Genomic DNA, 21249 nt, shown 5'->3' with positions numbered 1-21249 from the left:
ATGAAAGAGGTGTTGGCTATGGCAGGTGACTCCTACCCGGTTGCACGGTTCGACCATGTCACGAAGACCGGCCTGCTGGTGTTCGCCGTGGGCGGCTCCTCCTTCGCCGTGGACATCGACGAGACGCTCGAGCGCGCCCTGCTCGAAGCCAAGCAGATCAAATCGGAACGGCACGTCGAGGAGGCGCCCGCGCAGCAGCGCACGCTGCCGATCTCGCAGATCCAGGCGCTCATCCGCGCCGGCATGGAGCCCGATCAGGTCGCCGAACGCTACGGGCTGAGCCCGATCCTCGTGCGCCGCTTCTCGTCGGCCATCGAATCGGAGAAGAACTACGCGATCGAGCAGTTCCTGCGCGTGCCCGCCCCCAAGGAGTCGCGGATGCGCTCGCTCGGCGATGTCATCGAACGCACCTTCGCCGCGGCGCGCGTGCGGCGCGACGAGGTCGAGTGGAAGGCGACGCGGCGAGGCCTCGAACCGTGGCGCATCACCGCCTCCTTCACATCCGCCGGACACCCGATCCATGCGGAATGGTCATGGAACATGCACGACAATTCGGTCGTGTGCATCAACAACGCCGCGCGCAAGCTCATCGGCGAGACGGATATGACCGCCGCCACGGTGAACGGCGGTGACGACGTGCCCGACGACGCGATCCCCTCGTCGATTTCGTTGCCCGGCGATTCGGCGCGCTCCGCCCGCATCGAGCAGACGGTCGCCGCATGGAACCAACCCCGCGATACGCCGGCCACGCAGCAGCCGGATATGATGGACCCCGCCGACGCCGCGCCGCCGCAGGCGCAGCAGGCTGAGCAGGCGCAGGCGCAGTCCGCAGCACAGTCCGCGCCGCAGCAGCCTGAGATCTCCCCCGAGCCGCAGCCGTCCGGGACAACTGCCTCCTGCGACGACGCCCAGACGGCTTCTCACACGGACGAACGGCATGCCGACGCGCGCGCCGACGAATCCAAGTCCGACCGCCGCACCGACCGCCACCGTCCCCCGGTCCCCAGCTGGGATGAGATCATGTTTGGCAAGCCGAAGGCGTAGCCAAACCAGACAACACTGCTGGCAAGCCGAAGGCGTAGCCAAACCAGACAACACGCCCTCATGCGGTATCCGCTGTAGCCACATCGACGATCTGATCTGCGCAGATCAGATCGTCCGCGCAAATCAGATTGTCGATGCAGACGATGTCCTCATGTTCAGGTCATGTCGACGATGCACGGAATGTCCATTTCGAGCATCGTCTGCGAGCCGTGCACGCCCGGCATCGCCATCGCGAGCTCGGTCTGCGTGCGCGAATCGACGATCGTCACATCGTCGGCGGCTTCGACGACGATGTCGCCGAGCACCTGCCGCGTCTCCTCGCTCACCGGGCCATAGAATCCCGCGTCGATCGCCTCGTCCTTCGTTCGCACCCACGCGAGCCCGTCGAGCCGTGCACGCCAGCGTGCGGCGAGCGCATCGACGTCGGCGCCGTCGTCCGTGTACACCATGACCGAACGCGGTTCGCCGCCGAACATGCGCACGCCGTCGAGTAGCTGCGGCTCGGCGGCGACGTCGATCTGTCGTTCGGGGTCGATCGCAACCATGCCGTGGTCGGCGACGACGACGATCACGGTGCCACGCGGCGCGAGCCTGCGCAGCGTCTCCAGTTGGCCGTCGATCCTCTCGAGCGTCGTCGTCCACTGTTCGGACCGCCATCCTTCGGCGTGTCCGGTCTTGTCGACGTCGCGCAGGTACAGGTAGGTCAGTCCCGGCTCCTTCGCGCTGTCGGCGGCCGCGCGGATGCGGTCGAGCGGATTGTCCTTGCCGATGTAGTGCGCGCCGCGCAGCGCCGCGCGCGTCAGCGGCGACGCCATGAACCGCGTCAGGCTGACGCTTGTGACGCGCACCTCCTGCGCCGCGAGTTTCTCGAACACCGTCTCGACGCGCTGCAGATCCTCGGGATGCGGCGCGCCGCGGAACTGAATAAGCTGGCAGATCTCATCGGTCAGCGGGTTGCGCTGCGTGTATCCGGTCATCGACGTCAGCCCCGGGCAGGTGCCGGTGCCGAAGGTCGCCATCGCGGCCGTCGTCGTGCTCGGCGAGCAGGTGCAGATCGGCCGGTCGTTTACCGCGTCGTGCAGCAATGCGCGCAGATACGGCGCGTGGCCGAGGCTCATCTTGAGGTTCCAGAAGCCCAGGCCGTCGACGAGCACGACGATCGCGCTGCGCGCCTGGGGGATGCCGAGCGCTGATGCGAGCGCCGCGGGCTCCTCATGCACGGCTGTCGTCGTCGGTACGCCGATCGCCGCGCTCAGCGCCGGCAGCACCGACGACAGGTGCAGCGCTCCCCCGCGCGGCGCCGTATCGGCCGGCGTGAACGGCGCCGGCACGTCACAGCGGCGCGCCGTGTCGATCGTGTCCCCGTACTGCGCGGTCGGCACGAATCGCAACAGGGTCGTCATATCCGGAACGTCAATGCTCATGGCTCCCATTCAACCGCGCTTGTCGGACGCGGTGTGTGTGCGGCGGTCGGGACGGCCGCGCCGCCGTCCGCCCGTAGCAGCAGTACATGACCACATTGAATGTATGATGTAAGAAACGTACGGGTTCATGTCATAATCGTCATGTGGAATCATGACGATACATGCGCGGGGGACGTCATTTCTGACACGGCGTCGGGAACTTATGACGTCGAGGCATATCAGGCATATCCGGCGTTGTATAACGATTTCCGCTTATCGGTGCTAGTGGAGAAAGCTGGTGGGCACGAGCAGGAAAGGGAAATCATGTACCGTATCGCGATTGTGGATAACGACGCCGAGCAATGCGCCGGCCTGCACGACATGCTCCGGGAACTCATTCCCGCGGAACTCGACTGCAGGATCGACATGTACGCCAGTCTGGGCGAACTCGACGGGCAGCAGGTGGACATCGTCTTCGCCGACATCTGTCTGGGCGACGGGGAGAACGGCATCGAAGAGGTGATGCAGATGTTCGCCGACCGTCCCTGCGTGCAGGTGATCTACGTGACTGGGCACGTCGAATACTGCTCGGTCGTCTACGACACGCGGCACATCGGCTTCCTGCTCAAACCGGTCAGGCGTCAGGAGCTCTCCGACACGTTCCGCCGCGCGCTGAACCGGTTGCGCGACCTGCGCGAGCAGCCCTGCGCCGTGCGCTTCAACAATACCTCCTACGTCGTCAGGCCAGCGCAGGTCATGTATGTGGAGAGCAAGCTGCGCGTGGCCGTCTTCCACGGCGAGAACAACGGCACTGTGCGCACGTACATGAAGCTGTCCGACGTCGCCGAACGCCTGCCGTCGCGCTTCCACCGCTGCCATTCGAGCTATCTGGTGAACTTCGACTTCGTCAACGCGATCACGAAAAGCGATTTCGTACTGACCGACGGCACACATGTGCCGATCAGCCATCTCCGACCTCATCGATACCACGCTCCGCTCTCTGCCGTTCGTCACAATCAGTAGGGTCCACGATGCCCCTGTCGGCATCCACATTGCCAACACGACGGTCGCACATGTCGAGAGAAGTGAGAAATGGTCGACTACCCGTAAGAAAAAACACATCTCCGCTTCTCGGCAATCATCGTCTCGATACGGCATCCTATATGCCGAAGTACGATGTGCGACAAAGCGCAGATGCACAATCGACCACAGAGCACAATCGGCCATGACGACACCGGCATCGAGGCATCTGAATAACGCATCAGATCTATGCCGCTCATATCACTGCACATGCACAATCAGCCTGCGAAGGACGACATAATGAAGATATCGGAAGAAGAACCTCAGCACCAGAGCTCGTCGGCAAGCGGCATGAACGCATACGACGAGAATGCCGAATCAACACGCATCATCCGAATCGCCGATCTTTCCCGGCTCTTCGAGAAACGGAACAAGGAATACCACGCCGACGAGGAACCATTCGGAAACGCCGTGGGCACGGAATCGTTGTAGTCATCGACGATGCCGCAGCCTCCACGCCCGTCCCCTCACTCCCTGCCGAGGTTGTTCGTGTTCTTGAAGCGGTGCACGAGCAGGTCGGCGATGACGAACAACGCGAGCGCTGAGCAGCCGAGGATGATCCACGCCTTCGCGATGTGCCAGTCGTTGTAGAGGTAGTCGTCGCTGTATTTGAAGCCGCCGCCGTCGAGCATCTCGTCCTTCATGCCGGCCGGGCAGTAGGACAGGTCGTCGGGAAGCTTCGGCTTCGCGGCCGCGAGCGCCGATGGGTCGGCCGCCGCGGCGGCGTCGGGGTTCGCGGCGCCTGCGGCATCGGCGGCATCGCCCAACGCGGACGGGTCGCCGGACGGCATCGCGTCGTCGTCGGAGACGGACGGCGACGGCGAGGCGGACGGCTCGCCGCTCGCGCCGCCGGCCGCACCCCCGGACGACGAGTTCTCGTCCTGTTCCTTCGGGTCCTTGAGCGGCAGGCAGTTGAGGTCGCTCGTCGTGCCGAGCGCCTCCATGCCCCAGCGGCTGATCATGCCGTACGAGATTTTGTTGAGGATGCCCTTGAGTTCGAAGAGCATGCCGCAGAACACGAGTTCGACGATGAGGATGTACGGCGTGACCGACGTCGCCGTCTCGGCGCTTTTCATCAATGTGGAGACGACCATGCCGAGCGCGTCGGAGGCGTAGAACAACAGCAGGAATGTGATGTAGTACTCCCAGTAGACGCCGCCGGGGCCGCCGATCAGCGCGCCCGAGGATGGCGGCCGCGCGTCGTAGACGAGCGCGATGCCGGGGAAGCACAGGCACAGCACGGCGCTTTGGAACGCGCACAGCAGGAACTGCACGATCGCGTTTGCGAGCGTGAACGCGACCGGGTAGAGTCCGGCGGCGAGGTCGGCCTGCAGCACGGTGCGCTGCTTGACGACGACCTGCACCGAGTTGAACAGGCCGCCCCAGATGCAGGTGCACATGAGCAGGAACGCGACCGATTTCGTCGCCGTCTGCAGATGGTAGACGTTGTCTCCTGCGACGGCGATGACGATCGCGACGCCCGCGATCGGGAACATCATCATGATGACGAGGCTTTTGCCTCCGCGGAACAGTAGTTTGAACGCGACGTCCAAACAGCTCGCGAACTGCCTGAGCACCATCTTCATCGTTGCACTCCCCTACTCTCGTCCACTCTCGTTCTTAGCATTCGCCGGCCGCACATGCGTCGTCTCATGCGCCGAGCGGCGTCTGCGGAGCGAGCCCCGGCACCTCATACGGCGTGAAGGTGATGTGATCGGGGTCGCTGATCTGGTCGTTGAGGTTCTTGAACATCTCGCGGAAGTCCTTCGCGCCGCCGAAGTGCCTAAGGGCGTCGGCGGGCGTGCCGGCGAACGCGAGGCGTCCGGGATTGCGCATCCCCGGGTCCTTCGCGCGTGGCGCGGCGACGACGATGACCTCGTCGAACATGTCGAGCATGTCGATCTCGTGGATGACCATGATGATCGACAGCACGCGTTCCGAACCGTCCTCGCCGGCCGTGCGCCGCATGTCGCGCGGCGGGTGGACGATGTCGCGCAGCTTCGTGAACAGCTTGTCCTTGTCGATGTAGCTCAGGCCGGCGTCGGGTTCGTCGAGGCACAGCACCGGCTTGTAGCCGACGAGTTCGCGTGCGACGCTCACGCGGCGCTTCTGGCCGCCGGAGAGCTTCTTGATCGGCGAATCCTTCAATGCGTAGATGTCGAGCTTGCGCAACACCGAGTCGACCTGCTCCTTGATCTCGGCGCGCGACGAATCCTCGGCCATGCGCAGCTTCGCCGACGAGTAGATCTCCTCGAAGACGGTGAGCTCCTGCAGGAACACGTTGCTCTGCTGCACGTAGCCGATCATCGGCCCGAGGTTCTTGTAGTGGGCGCGCAGGTCCTTCTGGTTCTTGTAGCGCGTGTGCCCGTTGTACAGCGAGTCCTTGCCGGACAGGCAGTTGAGCAGCAGCGTCTTGCCGGCGCCCGACGTGCCGATGATCGCGACGAGGCTGTGCTGCGGGATCTGGAAATGGATGTCCTTGAGCAGCGTCTTCGGATGCCTGCCGCCGACCGTCTTGTCGTCGATCTGCACGTCGAGCATGACGGGCTGCGCGATCTGCGCGGCCGTCGGCTGCACGGCCGTGCTCGGCGCCGGCGATGCCGGACGCTTGCCGAGCGCCGTCGTGATCGGCGCAGGCATCGCCAAAGGTCCCGTCGCGGCGGCCGGCGCGGGCACGGCGATCGACGGCATGGGCGTCGGCTGCGCGGCCGCTCGCACGCCGGCGCCGACGCGCTGGTCGTAAACGATCGTGCCTTTCGTGAAATAGAAGCGGCAGTCGCCGATCGCGATGACGTCCTTCTCCTGCAGCACATGCGCGCCGCGCAGCGGACGGCCGTCGATATAGGTGCCGATGCGGCTTTTGATGTCGCGGATCACGTATTGCCCGCGCACGAAGTCGATGCGCGCGTGCCTGCGCGAGACATAGGGCACGTTCTGCACGATCGTGTCCGGCGCGGCGGCGCGGCCGATGTACGTCGTGCGCCCCTCCTGCCGTGGCAGCGGGTACGAACGCCACAGGCCGAGGTTCTGGTCGACGGTGAAGATGATGATGACGCCCTGCGCATCGGGATTGCCCAGATCGCCGTCGATGCGGATGAGGTCGCCGTCGGCGAGCGGATAGCGCGCGTCCGGCTGCAGTCTGCGTCCGTTGATGTAGGTCGGGTTCGTCGTCTGGCGCGACTGGTAGTGCCAGCGGCCGTCGACGAGCACGAAGGCGCCGTGGTTCGCGCTGACGATGCTCGAATGCACACGCAGCGTCGGTACTCCCGAATCTTGACTCATCGCGCGCCCGAACGCCCAGACCTCGTGGCCGGCAAGCGGGTAGACGCTCGCGTTGCCATCCTCGATGATGACGACGGTTTCGGGACCGAAATGGCCGCCTCCGAAGAACGTGCGCGTCTGGTCGGCGGCGGCGCGCGGCGGCTGCTGCGGACGCGGCGCCGCGACGCGAGGCTGCGGCACGCCCTGTGACTGGCGAGGCGCCGGCATCGAACGGTTCACGCCGGCCTGCGGCGGGCGCACGGGATTCGGCGGCGCCGGACGCTGCGGCGGCATGGGGGTACCTGACATCTTCGGTTTCCTTCCGCTGCAGGATGCTCTCTGCGCGGGCATGTCCCTTCGCTGCACGCTCATGCATGGCGCACGTCCGCACCGCCCAGTGTAGCGACAGCCGCCGATGCGCGGACGCCGCCGCGCAGCCATCCGCCCGCTTGCTAGAATGGTACGGTTCTCAAGTCATATGGAGGAAGTCAGCATGGTTTCGCGTCGCAAGCCGCCAGCAGCGGCCTATGATCCGCGCACGGTCAAGGAACACATCGTCGAGACGCCGCTCGGCGAGGAGATGAGCAAATCCTTCCTCGAATACGCCTATTCGGTCATCTACGCCCGCGCGCTGCCCGACGCGCGCGACGGCCTCAAGCCGGTGCAACGACGCATCGTCTACCAGATGGGCGAGATGAACCTGCTGCCGACGCGCCCGTACATGAAGTCGGCGCGCGTCGTCGGCGAGGTCATGGGCAAGCTGCACCCGCACGGCGATTCGGCGATCTACGAGGCGATGGTGCGCCTTGCGCAGCCCTTCGCGATGCGGCTGCCGCTCGTCGACGGCCACGGCAACTTCGGTTCGCTCGACGACGGCCCGGCGGCCTCCCGATACACGGAGGCGCGTCTGGCGCCGGCCGCGCTCGGCATGAACGCCGGACTCGACGAGGACACCGTCGACTTCACGCCGAACTACGACAACAAGCTCAAGGAACCCGAGGTGCTGCCCGCGGCGATCCCGAACCTGCTCGTCAACGGCGCTTCCGGCATCGCCGTCGGCATGGCCACGAACATGGCGACGCACAACCTCGGCGAGGTCGTCGCCGCCGCCAAGCACGTCATGCGCCATCCCGAGGCCACGCTCGACGAGCTGATGGACTACCTGCCCGGTCCGGACTGGCCGGGCGGCGGCATCGTCATCGGCCGCGACGGCATCCGCGAGGCCTACGAAAGCGGACGCGGCTCGCTGACGACGCGTTCGGCGACGCACATCGAGAATGTCACGGCGCGCAAGAAGGCGATCGTCGTCACCGAGCTGCCGTACATGGTCGGCCCCGAACGCGTGCTCGAACGCATCTCGGAAGGCGTCAAGAACCACAAGCTCGAAGGCATCTCAAACGCGATCGATCTGACGGACCGGCACAACGGCACGCGCATCGTCATCGAACTCAAGACCGGCTTCGACCCGGACGCCGTGCTCTCGCAGCTGTTCAAGCACACGCCGCTGCAGGAGAACTTCACAATCAACAATGTCGCGCTCGTCGATGGTCGTCCACACACGATGGGGCTGCGCGAGATGCTCGACGTGTGGATCGGGCATCGGCGCGGCGTCATCCGCCGGCGCAGCGAATACCGCAGGCGCAAGGCGCTCGAACGACTGCACCTCGTCGAGGGTCTGCTGCTCGCACTCGTCGACATCGACGAGGTCATCCAGGTCATCCGCTCGTCCGACGACGCGGACGCGGCGAAGACGAAGCTCATCGCCGTCTTCGACCTCGACGATGTGCAGGCGCAGTACATCCTCGACCTTCGTCTGCGCAGGCTCACGAAGATGAGCCGCATCGAGCTCGAGGCCGAACGCGACGAGCTGCGCGGCAGGATCGACGAACTCGAGGCGATCCTCGCGTCCGACGCGGCCCTCGACGAGGTCGTCGAACGCGAGATGGACGAGACCGTCGCCGCCTACGGCACGCCGCGGCGCACCGTGCTGCTCGACGTGGACGCCGACGGCAGGCTCACGCCGGTCACGGCGCGCGACGCTGACGGCACGCTCAACGAGTTCGCGCTCAATGCGGCGCGCCACGTCGAGCAGGTCTCCGAGGCCGCGGCGGACGTGGCGGCCGCGCGCAAGGGCGACGCGGCGAGCGCGCTACAGATTGAGGACGAGCCGTGCGTCGTCGCGCTGAGCGCGGCCGGACGCATCGCGCGCCTCGACCCGTCGGCGGCTGAGGTCTGGGCGGCGCGCACGCCATCGGATGTGACGGACGGCGACATGTGCATTACGTCGATGATCACGACGAGCACGCGCGCCGACTACGGCATCGTCACGTCGGCGGGACGCTTCGTGCTCGCCCACGCCGTCGAGCTGCCGCATATCACCGCGACCGCGCCGCTCGACCTGTCCGCAGGCATCGACGCGCGCGAACTCGTGTCGTCGACGGCCAGCACGGAGCCGGTCGACGGCGAACGCGTCATCGCCGTCGTCGCACTGCTGAAGGACGGCGAGGACGCCGCGCCGCTCGCGCTGGGCACGCGCGGCGGCGTCGTCAAACGGTGGAACAGGGAGTCGCCGACGACGATGGATTCGTGGGGCGTCATCGATCTCAAGGACGGCGACGAGCTGCTCGCGGCGCGCGAGGCGCCGGACGGCAGCCGGCTCGTCTTCGTCTCGACTGATTCGTCGCTGCTCACCTTCGACGCCAAACAGGTGCGTCCGCAGGGGCGTACAGCGGGCGGCATGGCGGGCATCCGTCTCGCTGAAGGCTGCGAGGTGCTCGCCTTCGCCGTCGTGCACGAGGACGAACTGGCGTGGACGGCCGAGGAGACGCGCGAGGACGGCACGACGTCGCCGGCGCACGGCGCGGTCGTGCTCACGGTGGCCGGCGACGGCGCATCGCTGCTGGGCACCGACACCGGATCGGCGAAGGTCTCGCCGCTCGCGCTGTATCCGACGAAGGGGCGCGGCACCGGCGGCGTGCGTTCGCAGCGGTTCCTCAAGGGACAGAACACGCTGATCCGCGCGTATGTGGACGCGTGGCCGCTCGTCGCGTGCACCGAATCGGGACACATGGTCGCACTGCCCGCCCCGGATATGCGTCGCGACGGCTCCGGCAGCGAACTGCCCGCCCCGATCGGTTACGTCGCATAAGACACCCGATGCGTTCACGGACGGGCGTCGCCGCGAACGCATCGGTCAGATGATGCACCCGAACCGTTCGCGGACGGTCGTCCTCGCGAACGGTTCGGGTGCATCATGCATATGCCGCGTTCGCGGACTTCGCGTGCGCCGGCCTCAGGTCGTCGTATAGAGGCCCATCAGGACGGCGCCGGCGACAATGAGCAACGTGCCGAGCAGGATCGCGACCATCTGGCGTTTCGTCTTGTGTTCGTGCAGCACGACGATGCCGCCGTAGGTGGAGACAATGACGCCGAGCTGCGAGAACGTCGTCGCGATCGCCTGTCCGACGTGCGGGTTCGCCGCAGACACGAAGATGAGCATGTTGCCGACCGCCCACAGCAGGCCGGTGATGATGTTGAACGCCGTCTTGCGGTGCAGGATGAGCGTGCGGTCGCGTTCGACGAAGTTGACGATCGCGAGCGCCGTGATGATCTGCCCGATCGACTGCGGCAGGATGACGGCGGTCATGTAATAGAGTCCGTCGCCGCTCGGCGCATCGTAGATGGCGTCGGAGATGAATCCGGTATGGTGCAGCAGGTTCGGGAAGATGAAGTACAGCATGAAGCCGATCGTCGAGAACAGCAGCGCGCCCAGACCGAAACGCATGTCCTTCGCGCTGATCCGGCGCGCGTCAGCGGCCGAGTCCTTCGCCGAGCACAGCACGGCGCCGGATGTGACGAGGATGATCGCGATGACACCGATGATCCAGACGTTGAGCGTGCGCCACTGGCCGAGCACGATCGCGGCGAGCAGCGCGTTGCCGACGACCTGTCCGGCCGTCGAAATCGGCATCGCCATCGAGACGCCCAACGGCTTGAGCGCGGAGAACTGGCCGAAGGAGCCGATCGTCCAGAAGACGCCCGAGTACAGGCCTACGAGCCAGATGCTGGGATTGAATGCGAAGGCCAGTCCGGCGTTCGGCACCGTGTAGCACACCGAGACGAGCACGGCGAATATGACAGCGCCGATCGTCGTGCCCAGTGTTCCCTGACTCGGCTTGCCGTCGATTTTCGCCGTGATGACGCTGTTCGATCCGAGGAACAGCGCCGGCAGCAGCGCGATGAGCATGTCCATGCGAAAGACGCCCTCCCTTGCCTTTCCGTGTGCGAGTGTCCGTCGTCGCGAATCCACGAACGCCACGGCGGCGCGCGGGGGCGCCGTCCGCCGTATATCGGGACGAACGGCGGCACGACGTCAGTTATTCTATGCCCGTCATGTGGCAGGACGTGGCCGTCTTTTGCTCATAGCGTCGCGGCATTGCTCCGACGCGCCCGTCTGCAGCGAGCTCACCGGTAGAGCTTCATGCCTTGCGGAGATGGAGCGAAACCGGCGGCGCGCAACGCCGGCGTGACCGCGAGCCTCGCCGTGAGCGGCACGCCGTTGCAGTCGCGGAACGTGACCGATCCGCCCGGCAGGCGCCGCAGCATGTCCGCGAGCGCCGTGCATGCGCGTTCGGCGAGGCTGATCGGCTCGTCGAACATGACGAGTCGTCCCGACTTCGGCGCCGCGTACAGCAGCGCGTCGCCGCCGCGCAACACGACGATCGACCCCGCGCGACGCATCGGCTTGGCTCCGCCTGTACACGCCGCGTCGTCCGCGTCATCGGCACTGTCCGCGTTCTGCACCGCGGTCATCCGCATCGGCTCGGGCCAGCGGATCGCCGTGCCGTAGAGGACGGCCGGGTCGGACGCGTCGAGCGCAACCGTGGCCGGCGCGTTGCCAATCAATCCGCGCATCGTGTCGACGGTCTCGCGTCTGGCGAACTGCGCCGCGCCGAAGCCGTCGACGAACACGCCGCGCATCAGCACGCCCTGCTCCTCCATGCGCCGCAGCACCGGATAGAGGCCCGAGAAGCCGCCGGGAACGCCCTCGTGGTCGACGACCGGCTGCGTGATGACGCCGTAGCGGTCGAGCAGCACATCGATCAGGTCGATGACACGTTCCTCCGGCGTGCACGGTTCGCCGACCGCGCGCACGAGCGACCACAGGCCGCCGTTCATCGTCGGCCGTGGCATATGCGCGCGCATGCGGCGGCGTCGCGTCGGACGTGCCGGCGCACCGCGCGTCTCCGATGCGCGTGCCACCGCGAATGACGAGTTCGTGATACGTCCGCGCCGCGCGAGCGACCACAGCGCATCCTCGAAACGCGTATGACTCCACGCGGTGCCGACGACTTCGCCGGTCGTCTCGTCGATGCACGGCTCGGCGCCCGCACGCTCCCAGCATGCGCGTGCGCGTTCCTCGAGTGGCTGCGGCCCGTAGGCGCCGCCGTCCGCCAACGCGGCGACGATCGCGTCGCCGACGCCGAGCGGCGCCGATGCGTCGTCCGTAGATCCGTCGTCGTCCGCGCGTCCGTCATCGTTCGTCTGTGTCTTCGTCTGCGCTTGCGTCTGCGCATCCACCGGCGCGCATCGCTCTTGCAGCTGCGTCGAATCGAAGGGAAACAGCATGACCGCGGCGAGCCCATCCGACGATGACGATGACGACGCAGACGCCGACGCAGACGACGACGCAGACGACGCCCCGACCCAGACGACCTCCCCCGCGGCGACGAGCTCGTCGAGCATCGTCGGCGTGTAGTCGCGCACACGCGCGGGGAACACGGCGCACTCCCACACGTCGATCGGCAGCGCGGCGCCCTCGAGCTGCTCAATGACGCGCATGACGCCGTCGACGCCGTCGAAACGCTGGCCGCCGGCGGAACCGACGCCCTGCCGCTCAAGCACGAAACGTTGGAAGTCCGCGACGGCGACCGGCTTGATGGACTTGCGCGCCTTGGCGAGCGACCGCGAACGGATGCGTTTGAGCACATCGCGCGCGACCCATTGCGGCACGTCGGCGGGCAGACGGTCGTCGAAACGGCCGGCGAGCGCCTCGCCGGACGCCTGCAGCGCGTTGAGTTCGTCGATGCACGCCTCGGCGGGCAGCCGCAGGTCGGCGATCATCATGTCCGCCGTGAACGGTCCGTGCGTCGACAGATAGCGGTGCACGCGCCCGCGCACGTCGTCGTCGGCGAGCGTGTTCCAGAACGTGCGCCGCGCGAGCGCGTCCGCGACGTCGTCGATGACGGCGTCGTCGAGCACCGACGCGAGGTCGTCGGAGCCGAGCAGCCGTTCGAGCACCTGCGGATCCATCGACAGCAGCCGCGCGTTGCGTTCCGCTTGCGGCACGTCGTACTGGTACATGACCGAACCGATGAAGCCGAACAGCAGCTGCTCGGCCATCGGCGACGGCGTCGTCGTGACGCTTTCGTACACGCCGATGCGACCGTCGGCGAGCCCGTCGAGCACTTCGCGCAGCGCCGGCACGTCGTAGACGTCCTGCAGGCATTCGCGCGCCGTCTCGAGCAGCAGCGGGAAGTTGCGGTGCGTGCGCGCCGCCGTGAGCAGCTGCGCGGCGCGCAGTCGCTGCTGCCACAGCGGCACGCGTTTCGACGGGTCGGCGCGCGGCATGAACAGCGCGCGCGCCGCGCATTCGCGGAACCGCGCGGCGAACAGCACGCTGCCGGTGACCTGCGTCTCGACAAGGCGTGTGACGTCGTCGGCGTCGAAGGCGATGAGCGAGGCGATGTCGATCGAGCCATCGCCGTCGGGCAACCGGATGACGAGACCATCGTCCGCCGCGTAGATCTGCCCGTCGACGCCGTAGCGCTGCAGCAGCCGCGCATTGATCGCGAGCGCCCACGGCTCGTGCACGCGCCGTCCGAAGGGGGCGTGCACGAGGACGCGCCAGTCACCCTCCTCGTCGCGGCACCGTTCGATGACGATGTGCGTGGCGTCCGGGATGACGCCGGTCGCGGCCTTCTGCGCGGCGAGGAATGCGGCGGCCGCGTCGATCGCGGCATCGTCGAGGCCGTCGTCGACGAGCCGTGCGCGCACCTCGGGCGTGAACCGCGGCTTCGCGACGGCCGGTTGTGCGGCGACGTCGCCCTGAGCAGCACTGTCCTTGCCAGCACTGTCCTTGCCAGCACCGTCCTCGGCATCACCGTCCGCCGCGGCAACCACGTCCACGTCTGCCCGCGCGGCTGCGATGAGTCCGGCGCCCACTTCGCCGACCCACCGTCCGATCGCCAGAGCGAATCCGTAGTCCCTGCCGTCGCCCTCGCCGTGCCAGAACGGCAGGCGCGTGCTGCGCCCCGGTGCCGGCACGACGACGACGCGGTCGTTCGTGATCTGCTCGATCCGCCACGACGTCGTGCCCAGCGTGATGATGTCGCCGACGCGCGATTCGTAGACCATCTCCTCGTCGAGTTCGCCGACGCGCCGCGGGCCGCGTCCGGCCTCGGCCTCGGGCAGCACGACCGTGTACATGCCACGGTCGGGGATCGTGCCGCCGCTCGTCACGGCGAGACGCTGCGCGCCGGGACGGGCGGCGAGCGTATGCGTCGCGGCATCGTAGACGAGCGCCGGCCGGAAGGCGGAGAATTCCTCGCCGTCGTAGGCGCCCGAGACCATGCCGACGACGGCGTCGTAGACGTCGCGTTCCAGATGCATGTAGGGCGCGGCGCGGCGCACCGTGGCGAACCACTCGTCGGCGTCGAGCGGTTCGAGGCTCGCGGCGGCCACCGTCTGCTGCGCGAGCACGTCGAGCGGGCACTGCGGGACGTGCAGCGGCTCGATCGCGCCGGCGAGCATGTGCTCGGCGCTCGCGGCAGCAGCGACGATCTGTTGGCGCGTGCACGGATACATGATCGCGTGGGAGATGCCGCCGACATGGTGGTCGGCGCGGCCGACGCGCTGCAGTCCCGAGGAGATCGACAGCGGCGGCGCGATCTGGATGACGAGGTCGACCGATCCCATGTCGATGCCCAGTTCGAGGCTGCTCGTCGCGACGACGCAGCGCAGCCTGCCCTGTTTGAGCTGCGTTTCGATCTGCTTGCGGCGGTCCTTCGAAACCGAGCCGTGGTGCGCCATCGCAACTACATCGTCGGGGTCGACGGCACCGACGAGCTTCGTCGTCGAACCGATGAGCGAATTGTAGTGCGCGGGTTCGCGTCCCTCGTCGCGCGTCGCGCCGCGTCGGCTCGCATACAGATCATTGAGCCGTGCGGTGAGGCGTTCGGCCAGGCCGCGCGAGTTGACGAAGACGAGCGTCGTGCGGTGCGCGAGGACCTCGTCGAGCACACTGGATTCGATGTACGGCCACACGGAGGCGTTCGGCTCGCCGCCGCCCGCTGGCGCCGCGCCGTCCGCGCGCGGCGTCAGCGCATCGGACTGCCCGCGTCTGCGTGCCGCGCGTTCCATCGCCGGCGTCACGCCGGTGATATGCGTCGACGTGGTGCGCATTGCCGACGCTGTTGTGCCGTCGACTGAATCCTTGGAGCCGGCGTTCCCTCCCATCGTGCGCGTCGCGCCGAGCGCGGCGCCCGCGTCGACGATCCTGATGTCGAGTCGCGGGCAGCTTTGTGCCTGCGCAATCGTCACGTCGCGCGCGCCGGCGAGGAAGCGCGCCGCCTGTTCGACCGGGTTGACGGTCGCCGACAGGCCGATGCGCTGCGCGGGCCGCGGGAGGCGCGCATCGAGCCGTTCGAGGCTCAGCGCCAGATGGGCGCCGCGTTTCGTGCCGGCGAGTGCATGCACCTCGTCGAGGATGACCGTGTCGACCGTCTCGAGGATGCCGCGCGCCTTGGAGGTGAGCATCAGATACAGCGATTCCGGCGTCGTCACGAGGATGTCCGGCGGATGCGCGACGATCGCGCGGCGCTCCTGCGCCGTCGTGTCGCCGCTGCGCGTCGCGATCGAGACCTGCGGCACCGCCAGTCCCATGGCCTTGTATTCGTGGCGGATGCCGTCGAGCGGTGCCTCGAGGTTCTTCGCGACGTCGACGCCGAGCGCCTTGAGCGGCGAGATGTACAGGATGCGCACACCGCGCTTCGCCTTCCGGAAACCCTTCTTCCTCCCCGATTGTTTCGATTTCGTCGGCTGTGCCGTCTTCTCTGGCTGTGTCGTTTTCACCGCCTGTTTCGCCGCGGCCGCGTCATCGCCGATGTTCGCGACGGCGTCGCTCGCCATGCCGGCGATGACGCGGTCGATCGCCGCGAGGAACGCCGCGAGCGTTTTGCCCGAGCCGGTCGGGGCGATGACGAGCACGTCGCCCCCCGCGGCGATTGCAGGCCATGCGAGCGTCTGCGCCTCGGTGGGCGCGCCGAAGACGCGGCTGAACCAGCGCCGCGTCGGTTCGCTGAAGGATGCCATGCATTCGACCATATGTTCGATTATCGTCCTGCGACCGTCCGCGGCGCAAGTCGTCGGCGGTGTCTGCGCGGAGCGTTCAGCCTACGGCATGCATCGAGTCGCGCCGCAGCGCGCGCAGCCATTCGTGCATGACGATGAGCCCCGCGGCCAACGCGAGCAGATACCACGGCAGCAGCCCGAGCGTCGTGTGCTGCGCGATCAGGCCGAACAGCGGCGGCATCAGCATCGTGCCGACGTAGGCGCTCGCCATCTGCACGCCGACGATCGCCTGCGACTTGTCTGCGCCGAAATATGCGGGCGTCGAATGGATGATGCACGGGTAGACCGGTGCGCAGCCGAGGCCGATGACGACGAAGCCGGCGACCGCGTTCCACACGCCCGGCACCGGCAATGCGAGCAGCACGACGCCGGCGACGATGATCGCAGCGCCGAGCCTGATCATCCACGCGTCGCTGAGCCGCATCGTCAGGAATCCGCTGACGAACCTGCCGACGGTGATGCCGATGAACACGAGGCTCGCATAGCTCGCGGCCGTCTGCGCGTCCACATGGTCGACGCCGGCCATGTAGCTGCTCGCCCACAGGATCGTCGTCTGCTCGATCGAGCAGTAGCAGAAGAACATGATGAGGATCTGCGCGGCGCCGCGGATGCGCAGCACGCCGACCAGGCCAAGCGGCTTGCGCGGCTCATCCGCTGTCCTCTCCGCCGTCTTCTTCGTATCCGATGACGTATCCGACGTCGGAGCTGCCGATGTGACCGTGCGGTTGCGCCACAGCGGAAGGCTCGCGATGAGCACAGCCGTCAGCACGACCTGCAGCACGCCGACCGAACGGTATCCCCACTGCCAGCCGTATTGGCGCGACAATGCGAAGCCCATCATGTACGGGCCAAGCAGCGCGCCGACGCCCCACATGCAGTGCAACCAGCTCATATGCCGGCTCGTGTAGTGGACCGCCACGTAGTTGTTGAGCGCCGCGTCGACGCCGCCGGCGCCCAGACCGTAGGGGACGGCCATGACGAGCAGCGTCCAGTAGTTCGGTGCGAACGAGAAGCCGAACAACGCGAGCGCCGTCAGACCGACCGATGCGGCCGTCACACGCCCCGCGCCGAAACGCAATGTCAGCCGGTCGCTCAGCAGCGCGGAGACGATCGTGCCGGCGCTGATGACCATCGAGACGCCGCCGGCCCAGGACAGCGGCGCGCCGAGCTGGCCGCTCATCGTCGGCCATGCGGCGCCGAGCAGCCCGTCGGGAAGCCCGAGCGAGATGAACGCAAGATAGATGATCGCAAGCAGCAGATTGGTCATGGCAGCTCCTTTGCGGCGACGGACAGGACATCGATGCACGAACATCGATGGACATGACACGAATGGACGCCCCGATTATATTCCCTCCGCAAGAAAATCCAGATCCGTCTCTCTCACCCTCTCGGTCGTTTCGGGGACATAGACTGTCGCCTATGCCTTTGACCATCGGATTCGTCTTCGATGACACGCTCGACGTGCTCGACGGCGTGCAGCAGCATATCGTCACAATCGGCGAGGAGCTGCGCCGCCGCGGCCACGACGTGCACTACCTCGTCGGTGAGACGCACGATTCGCCGGTGCCCAACACCCATCCGCTCTCCCGCAACGTCATGGTGCGCTTCAACGGCAACCGCATGCGCATCCCGCTGCCGGCGAAGCGTGCGAGGATCCGCGAGACGCTCGCGGCCCATGATTTCGACATCCTGCATGTGCAGGCGCCCTACAGCCCGTTCATGGCCGGACGTGTGCTTTCGGCCGCCTCCCGCCACACCGGCGTCGTCGCGACCTACCATATCGCCTCGGCCGATCTGGCGTCGCGCGTCGGCGGCCGTCTGCTCGGCCTGATCAACGCGTCGACGCACCGCCGCGTCGACGAGGTCGTCGCCGTCTCGCAGGTCGCCGCGCGCTATGCCGAACAGACCGCGCACGTGCGCGGCGTCGTCATCCCCAACCCGGTCGATGTGGACAAGCTCGCCGGCGCGGCCCGGGCCGCGAGACGGACCGGGCCGTCGTCATCCGAGGAACACCTTGCGGTGTTCCTCGGACGGTTCGTGCCGCGCAAAGGCGCCGAACTGCTGCTCGACGCGATCGCCTATGGCGAGGCGCACGACATGTTCCCCGAAGGCTTCCACGTCAAATTCGCCGGCAAGGGGCCGCTGCTCGACGAATGCAGACGCCGCGCCGAGGCGCTGCGCACGCCGATCGAGTTCCTCGGCTTCGTCGAGGAGGAGGACAAACCGGCGCTGCTCGCGAGCGCCGACGTCGCCGTCTTCCCGGCCACCGGCGGCGAATCCTTCGGCATCGTGCTGCTCGAGGCGATCGCCTCGGGCGCCGGCGTCACGCTCGCCGGGGACAATCCCGGCTATCGTTCCACATTGCTCGGCGACGACGATGCGCTCTTCGACGTCGGCGCCGACCATGCGCGCGTGCTCGCCGACCGCATCCGCCGCGCGCTTGTCGACCCCGACTGGGCGCAGGCGCTGCACGAGCGCGAGCTGCGCCTGCTGGCACGTTACGATGTGGGTAGCGTCGCCGACCGTCTCGAGGAGGTCTACCGGCGCGCGATCGCCGACCGCCGCCGTTGACGGCGCCGCTGCGGCGCCGTCAACGGATCAGGTGTCGATCTTCGAACGGTCGAAGTCGTCGGCGTTGTCGACGATGAACTGCCTGCGCGGCGGCACCTCGTCGCCCATGAGCAGACTGAAGATCGCGCTCGCGCGCTCGGCGTCTTCCATGCGGATGCGCCGCAGCAGACGCGTGCGCGGGTCCATCGTCGTGTCGGCGAGCTGGTTCGCGTCCATCTCGCCCAGACCCTTGTAGCGTTGGATGTCGTCGGCGTAGCCGATGTGGTCGCGATCGAGTTGTTCGAGCTTGCCGGCGAGTTCGTCGTCGGAGTACGTGTAGATGTATTCGCCCTTGCGCGACCCCGTCAGCGCGATCCGGTGCAGCGGCGGAACGGCCGCATACACATGGCCGGCTTCGATGAGCGGACGCATATAGCGGTAGAACAGCGTCAGCAGCAGCGTGCGGATGTGCGCGCCGTCGACGTCGGCGTCGGTCATCATGATGATCTTGTTGTAGCGCGCCTGCGCAAGGTCGAAGGAGGCGCCCGACCCGGCGCCGACGACCTGGATGATCGCCGCGCATTCCTTGTTGGACAGCATCTGCGCGAGCGACGCCTTCTGCACGTTGAGGATCTTGCCGCGGATCGGCAGCAGCGCCTGGAACGCCGAGTTGCGAGCCGCCTTCGCCGTGCCGAGCGCCGAATCGCCCTCGACGATGAACAGTTCGGCGACGTCGTCGTTGCCCGGCTGGCAGTCGGAGAGCTTCGGCGGCATGCTCGCCGATTCGAGCGCCGTCTTGCGGCGTGCGACCTCCTTCGTCTTGCGCGCCTGGATGCGCGCGTGCATCTCGCCGACGATCTTCTCGAGCACGCGCGACGACTGCTCCTTGTAGCCGCGCTTGGCGCCGGTGATCATCTCGGAGAACTGCTTGTCGACGATGCGCGTGACGACCGGCTTGACCTGTGCGGTGCCGAGCACGTCCTTCGTCTGCCCCTGGAACTGCGGTTCGGCGATACGCACGGTGACGACGGCGACGAGGCCGGCGAGGATGTCGTCGCGTTCGACCTTCATCTTCGCGTCCTTGAGATTCACCTTGAGCTTGCGCGCATTGTCCTCGACGGCCTTGCGCACCTGCCTGGTGACGGCGTTGAGGAATCCGTCGACGTGCATGCCGCCGCCGGGCGTGGCGACGACGTTGACGAAGCTGCGGATCGTCGTGTCGTATCCGTTGACCCAGCGCAGCGCGATGTCGACGTCGCATTCGCGTGTGATGTCCTGCGCGTGCAGGTCGCCGTGCTCGTCGACGGCCTGCGTCTCCTCATGGTAGGTGCCCTGCCCGGTGATCTTCCAGATGTTCGAGATCGGCTCGCCATGTGAGAGGAAGTCGACGAAGTCGACGACGCCGCCGGTGTGGCGGAACTCCTCGACGCGCCGATGCCCCGGCGTCGGCGCCGCGGACGACGGTGCGACCTCGGCCTCGAGCGTCGTCGCGACACCCGCGTTCGCCTCCTGCTGCGCCTGCTCGGCCTCGGTGCGCGCGATCGCGTCGTCGCCCGCCTCGGCACGCTCGATCGCGGCGTTCTCATCCTCGTCGGTCTCCGCCTGCGCGGCCTGCGCGACGTCGACGTCGTCCTCGATGAGCGCGTCGACGCGCTCGTCGCCGGTCGCCTCAATGCGTTCGTCGACGACGTCAATCTTGAGCCCCGGCACGAGGAAGCTCGTCTGGCGCACACGGTCGATGAGCTGATCGTAGTCGAAGCGCGCCGTGTCGTTGAAAATCTCCGGATCGGCCCAGTAGCGGATACGTGTGCCAGTCGTCTTCGGCTTGACGTGACCGATGATCTCGAGTTCGGTCGGCCGGTTCTTGCGCGTCTTCTTGAACGGGGCGTCCGGCGAGGGATGCGCCGGGTCGGCGTCCGTGTAGACGCCCGGATGCCCCTGATGGAAGGCCATGTGATACGTGTTGCCGTTGCGGTCGACCTCGACGTCGAGCCTCGAGCTCAGCGCGTTGACGACTGACGAGCCGACGCCGTGCAGGCCGCCGGCCGCGTTGTAGGAGGCGTTGCCGAACTTCGCGCCGGCGTGCAGCTTCGTGAGCACGACCTCGACGCCGGTGAGCTTCGTCTTCGGCTCGACGTCGACCGGGATGCCGCGTCCGTTGTCGGCGACTTCGACCGAGCCGTCCTTGTGCAGCGTGACGACGATGTGCGTGCACGCACCGGCGAGCGCCTCGTCGACGGCGTTGTCGATGATCTCCCACAGGCAGTGCATGAGGCCCTGCGTGTCGGTCGTGCCGATGTACATGCCGGGGCGCTTGCGCACCGCGTCGAGGCCTTCGAGGACCGTCAGCGAGTCGGCGCCGTAGTCTTTCTTCGCCATCTTCCGCCTTCCTGGGTTGCGGCGGCCGCGGGCCGCCCGTCTGTCATGCAGGTTCTGTCATGCAGGTCATGTCAAGGTTGCACGCAAAAGAGCGCGCAGCCGCATGGCCCGCGCTCTTGTG

At 67.1% G+C, this 21249-nt stretch carries 12 protein-coding genes; 5 read left to right on the top strand and 7 right to left on the bottom strand.

Going from position 1 to position 21249, the window contains the following annotated elements; all coding sequences use genetic code 11:
- Positions 1-18: 18 nt before the first annotated feature.
- Complete coding sequence (gene sepH / locus CGZ88_RS00995) at positions 19-1044, top strand: septation protein SepH (RefSeq protein WP_101670887.1); 1026 nt, start codon at positions 19-21, stop codon at positions 1042-1044.
- A gap of 155 nt (positions 1045-1199) precedes the next feature.
- Here sepH and CGZ88_RS00990 read toward each other — a convergent pair whose 3' ends face one another.
- Positions 1200-2468 (bottom strand): alkaline phosphatase family protein, encoded by a 1269-nt coding sequence (locus tag CGZ88_RS00990; RefSeq protein WP_101670886.1) that lies wholly within the window; start codon positions 2466-2468, stop codon positions 1200-1202.
- 303 nt (positions 2469-2771) lie between these two features.
- Between CGZ88_RS00990 and CGZ88_RS00985 the strand changes: the two genes are divergently transcribed.
- Both CGZ88_RS00985 and CGZ88_RS00980 read left to right on the top strand, forming a co-directional pair.
- Positions 2772-3470, top strand: a complete 699-nt coding sequence (locus tag CGZ88_RS00985) for a LytR/AlgR family response regulator transcription factor (RefSeq protein ID WP_165778678.1) — start codon at positions 2772-2774, stop codon at positions 3468-3470.
- A 297-nt stretch (positions 3471-3767) separates the two neighbouring features.
- Complete coding sequence (locus CGZ88_RS00980; protein ID WP_026645082.1) at positions 3768-3959, top strand: hypothetical protein; 192 nt, start codon at positions 3768-3770, stop codon at positions 3957-3959.
- A gap of 35 nt (positions 3960-3994) precedes the next feature.
- On the opposite strand, the gene CGZ88_RS00975 is transcribed toward CGZ88_RS00980, so the two are convergent.
- On the bottom strand, positions 3995-5113 hold the full coding sequence (locus CGZ88_RS00975; RefSeq protein ID WP_101670884.1) for an ABC transporter permease: 1119 nt from the start codon (positions 5111-5113) through the stop codon (positions 3995-3997).
- 64 nt (positions 5114-5177) lie between these two features.
- Positions 5178-7097, bottom strand: coding sequence for an FHA domain-containing protein (locus tag CGZ88_RS00970; RefSeq protein WP_165778677.1), 1920 nt, complete (start codon positions 7095-7097; stop codon positions 5178-5180).
- Between the two features lie 184 nt (positions 7098-7281).
- On the opposite strand from CGZ88_RS00970, the gene CGZ88_RS00965 reads away from it, so the two are divergent.
- The gene (locus CGZ88_RS00965; RefSeq protein WP_101670882.1) at positions 7282-9936 is read left to right on the top strand and encodes a DNA gyrase/topoisomerase IV subunit A; all 2655 of its coding nucleotides are present in this window, start codon (positions 7282-7284) and stop codon (positions 9934-9936) included.
- Between the two features lie 144 nt (positions 9937-10080).
- Here CGZ88_RS00965 and CGZ88_RS00960 read toward each other — a convergent pair whose 3' ends face one another.
- The 3 genes from CGZ88_RS00960 to CGZ88_RS00950 all read right to left on the bottom strand — a co-directional run bounded on the left by CGZ88_RS00960 (position 10081) and on the right by CGZ88_RS00950 (position 17466).
- Complete coding sequence (locus CGZ88_RS00960; protein ID WP_101670881.1) at positions 10081-11040, bottom strand: GRP family sugar transporter; 960 nt, start codon at positions 11038-11040, stop codon at positions 10081-10083.
- Between the two features lie 212 nt (positions 11041-11252).
- Complete coding sequence (locus CGZ88_RS00955) at positions 11253-16172, bottom strand: Lhr family helicase (protein ID WP_101670880.1); 4920 nt, start codon at positions 16170-16172, stop codon at positions 11253-11255.
- Between the two features lie 64 nt (positions 16173-16236).
- Positions 16237-17466 (bottom strand): MFS transporter, encoded by a 1230-nt coding sequence (locus CGZ88_RS00950; protein WP_026645088.1) that lies wholly within the window; start codon positions 17464-17466, stop codon positions 16237-16239.
- Positions 17467-17618: 152 nt separating this feature from the next.
- On the opposite strand from CGZ88_RS00950, the gene CGZ88_RS00945 reads away from it, so the two are divergent.
- The gene (locus CGZ88_RS00945) at positions 17619-18770 is read left to right on the top strand and encodes a glycosyltransferase family 4 protein (protein ID WP_101670879.1); all 1152 of its coding nucleotides are present in this window, start codon (positions 17619-17621) and stop codon (positions 18768-18770) included.
- A gap of 27 nt (positions 18771-18797) precedes the next feature.
- Here CGZ88_RS00945 and CGZ88_RS00940 read toward each other — a convergent pair whose 3' ends face one another.
- Positions 18798-21128, bottom strand: a complete 2331-nt coding sequence (locus tag CGZ88_RS00940) for a DNA gyrase/topoisomerase IV subunit B (RefSeq protein WP_026645090.1) — start codon at positions 21126-21128, stop codon at positions 18798-18800.
- Positions 21129-21249: the final 121 nt, after the last annotated feature.

The organism is Bifidobacterium anseris (assembly GCF_002860345.1).
Taxonomy (GTDB): domain Bacteria; phylum Actinomycetota; class Actinomycetes; order Actinomycetales; family Bifidobacteriaceae; genus Bifidobacterium; species Bifidobacterium anseris.
This window is presented reverse-complemented; position numbering and strand designations above follow the sequence as displayed.

Coding starts and splice junctions, on each gene's coding strand:
- CGZ88_RS00940 (WP_026645090.1), bottom strand. CDS start 21,128: ATGGCGAAGAAAGACTACGGCGCCGACTCGCTGACGGTCCTCGAAGGC.
- CGZ88_RS00945 (WP_101670879.1), top strand. CDS start 17,619: ATGCCTTTGACCATCGGATTCGTCTTCGATGACACGCTCGACGTGCTC.
- CGZ88_RS00970 (WP_165778677.1), bottom strand. CDS start 7,097: ATGTCAGGTACCCCCATGCCGCCGCAGCGTCCGGCGCCGCCGAATCCC.
- CGZ88_RS00960 (WP_101670881.1), bottom strand. CDS start 11,040: ATGGACATGCTCATCGCGCTGCTGCCGGCGCTGTTCCTCGGATCGAAC.
- CGZ88_RS00965 (WP_101670882.1), top strand. CDS start 7,282: ATGGTTTCGCGTCGCAAGCCGCCAGCAGCGGCCTATGATCCGCGCACG.
- CGZ88_RS00955 (WP_101670880.1), bottom strand. CDS start 16,172: ATGGTCGAATGCATGGCATCCTTCAGCGAACCGACGCGGCGCTGGTTC.
- CGZ88_RS00980 (WP_026645082.1), top strand. CDS start 3,768: ATGAAGATATCGGAAGAAGAACCTCAGCACCAGAGCTCGTCGGCAAGC.
- CGZ88_RS00950 (WP_026645088.1), bottom strand. CDS start 17,466: ATGACCAATCTGCTGCTTGCGATCATCTATCTTGCGTTCATCTCGCTC.
- CGZ88_RS00975 (WP_101670884.1), bottom strand. CDS start 5,113: ATGAAGATGGTGCTCAGGCAGTTCGCGAGCTGTTTGGACGTCGCGTTC.
- sepH (WP_101670887.1), top strand. CDS start 19: ATGGCAGGTGACTCCTACCCGGTTGCACGGTTCGACCATGTCACGAAG.
- CGZ88_RS00990 (WP_101670886.1), bottom strand. CDS start 2,468: ATGAGCATTGACGTTCCGGATATGACGACCCTGTTGCGATTCGTGCCG.
- CGZ88_RS00985 (WP_165778678.1), top strand. CDS start 2,772: ATGTACCGTATCGCGATTGTGGATAACGACGCCGAGCAATGCGCCGGC.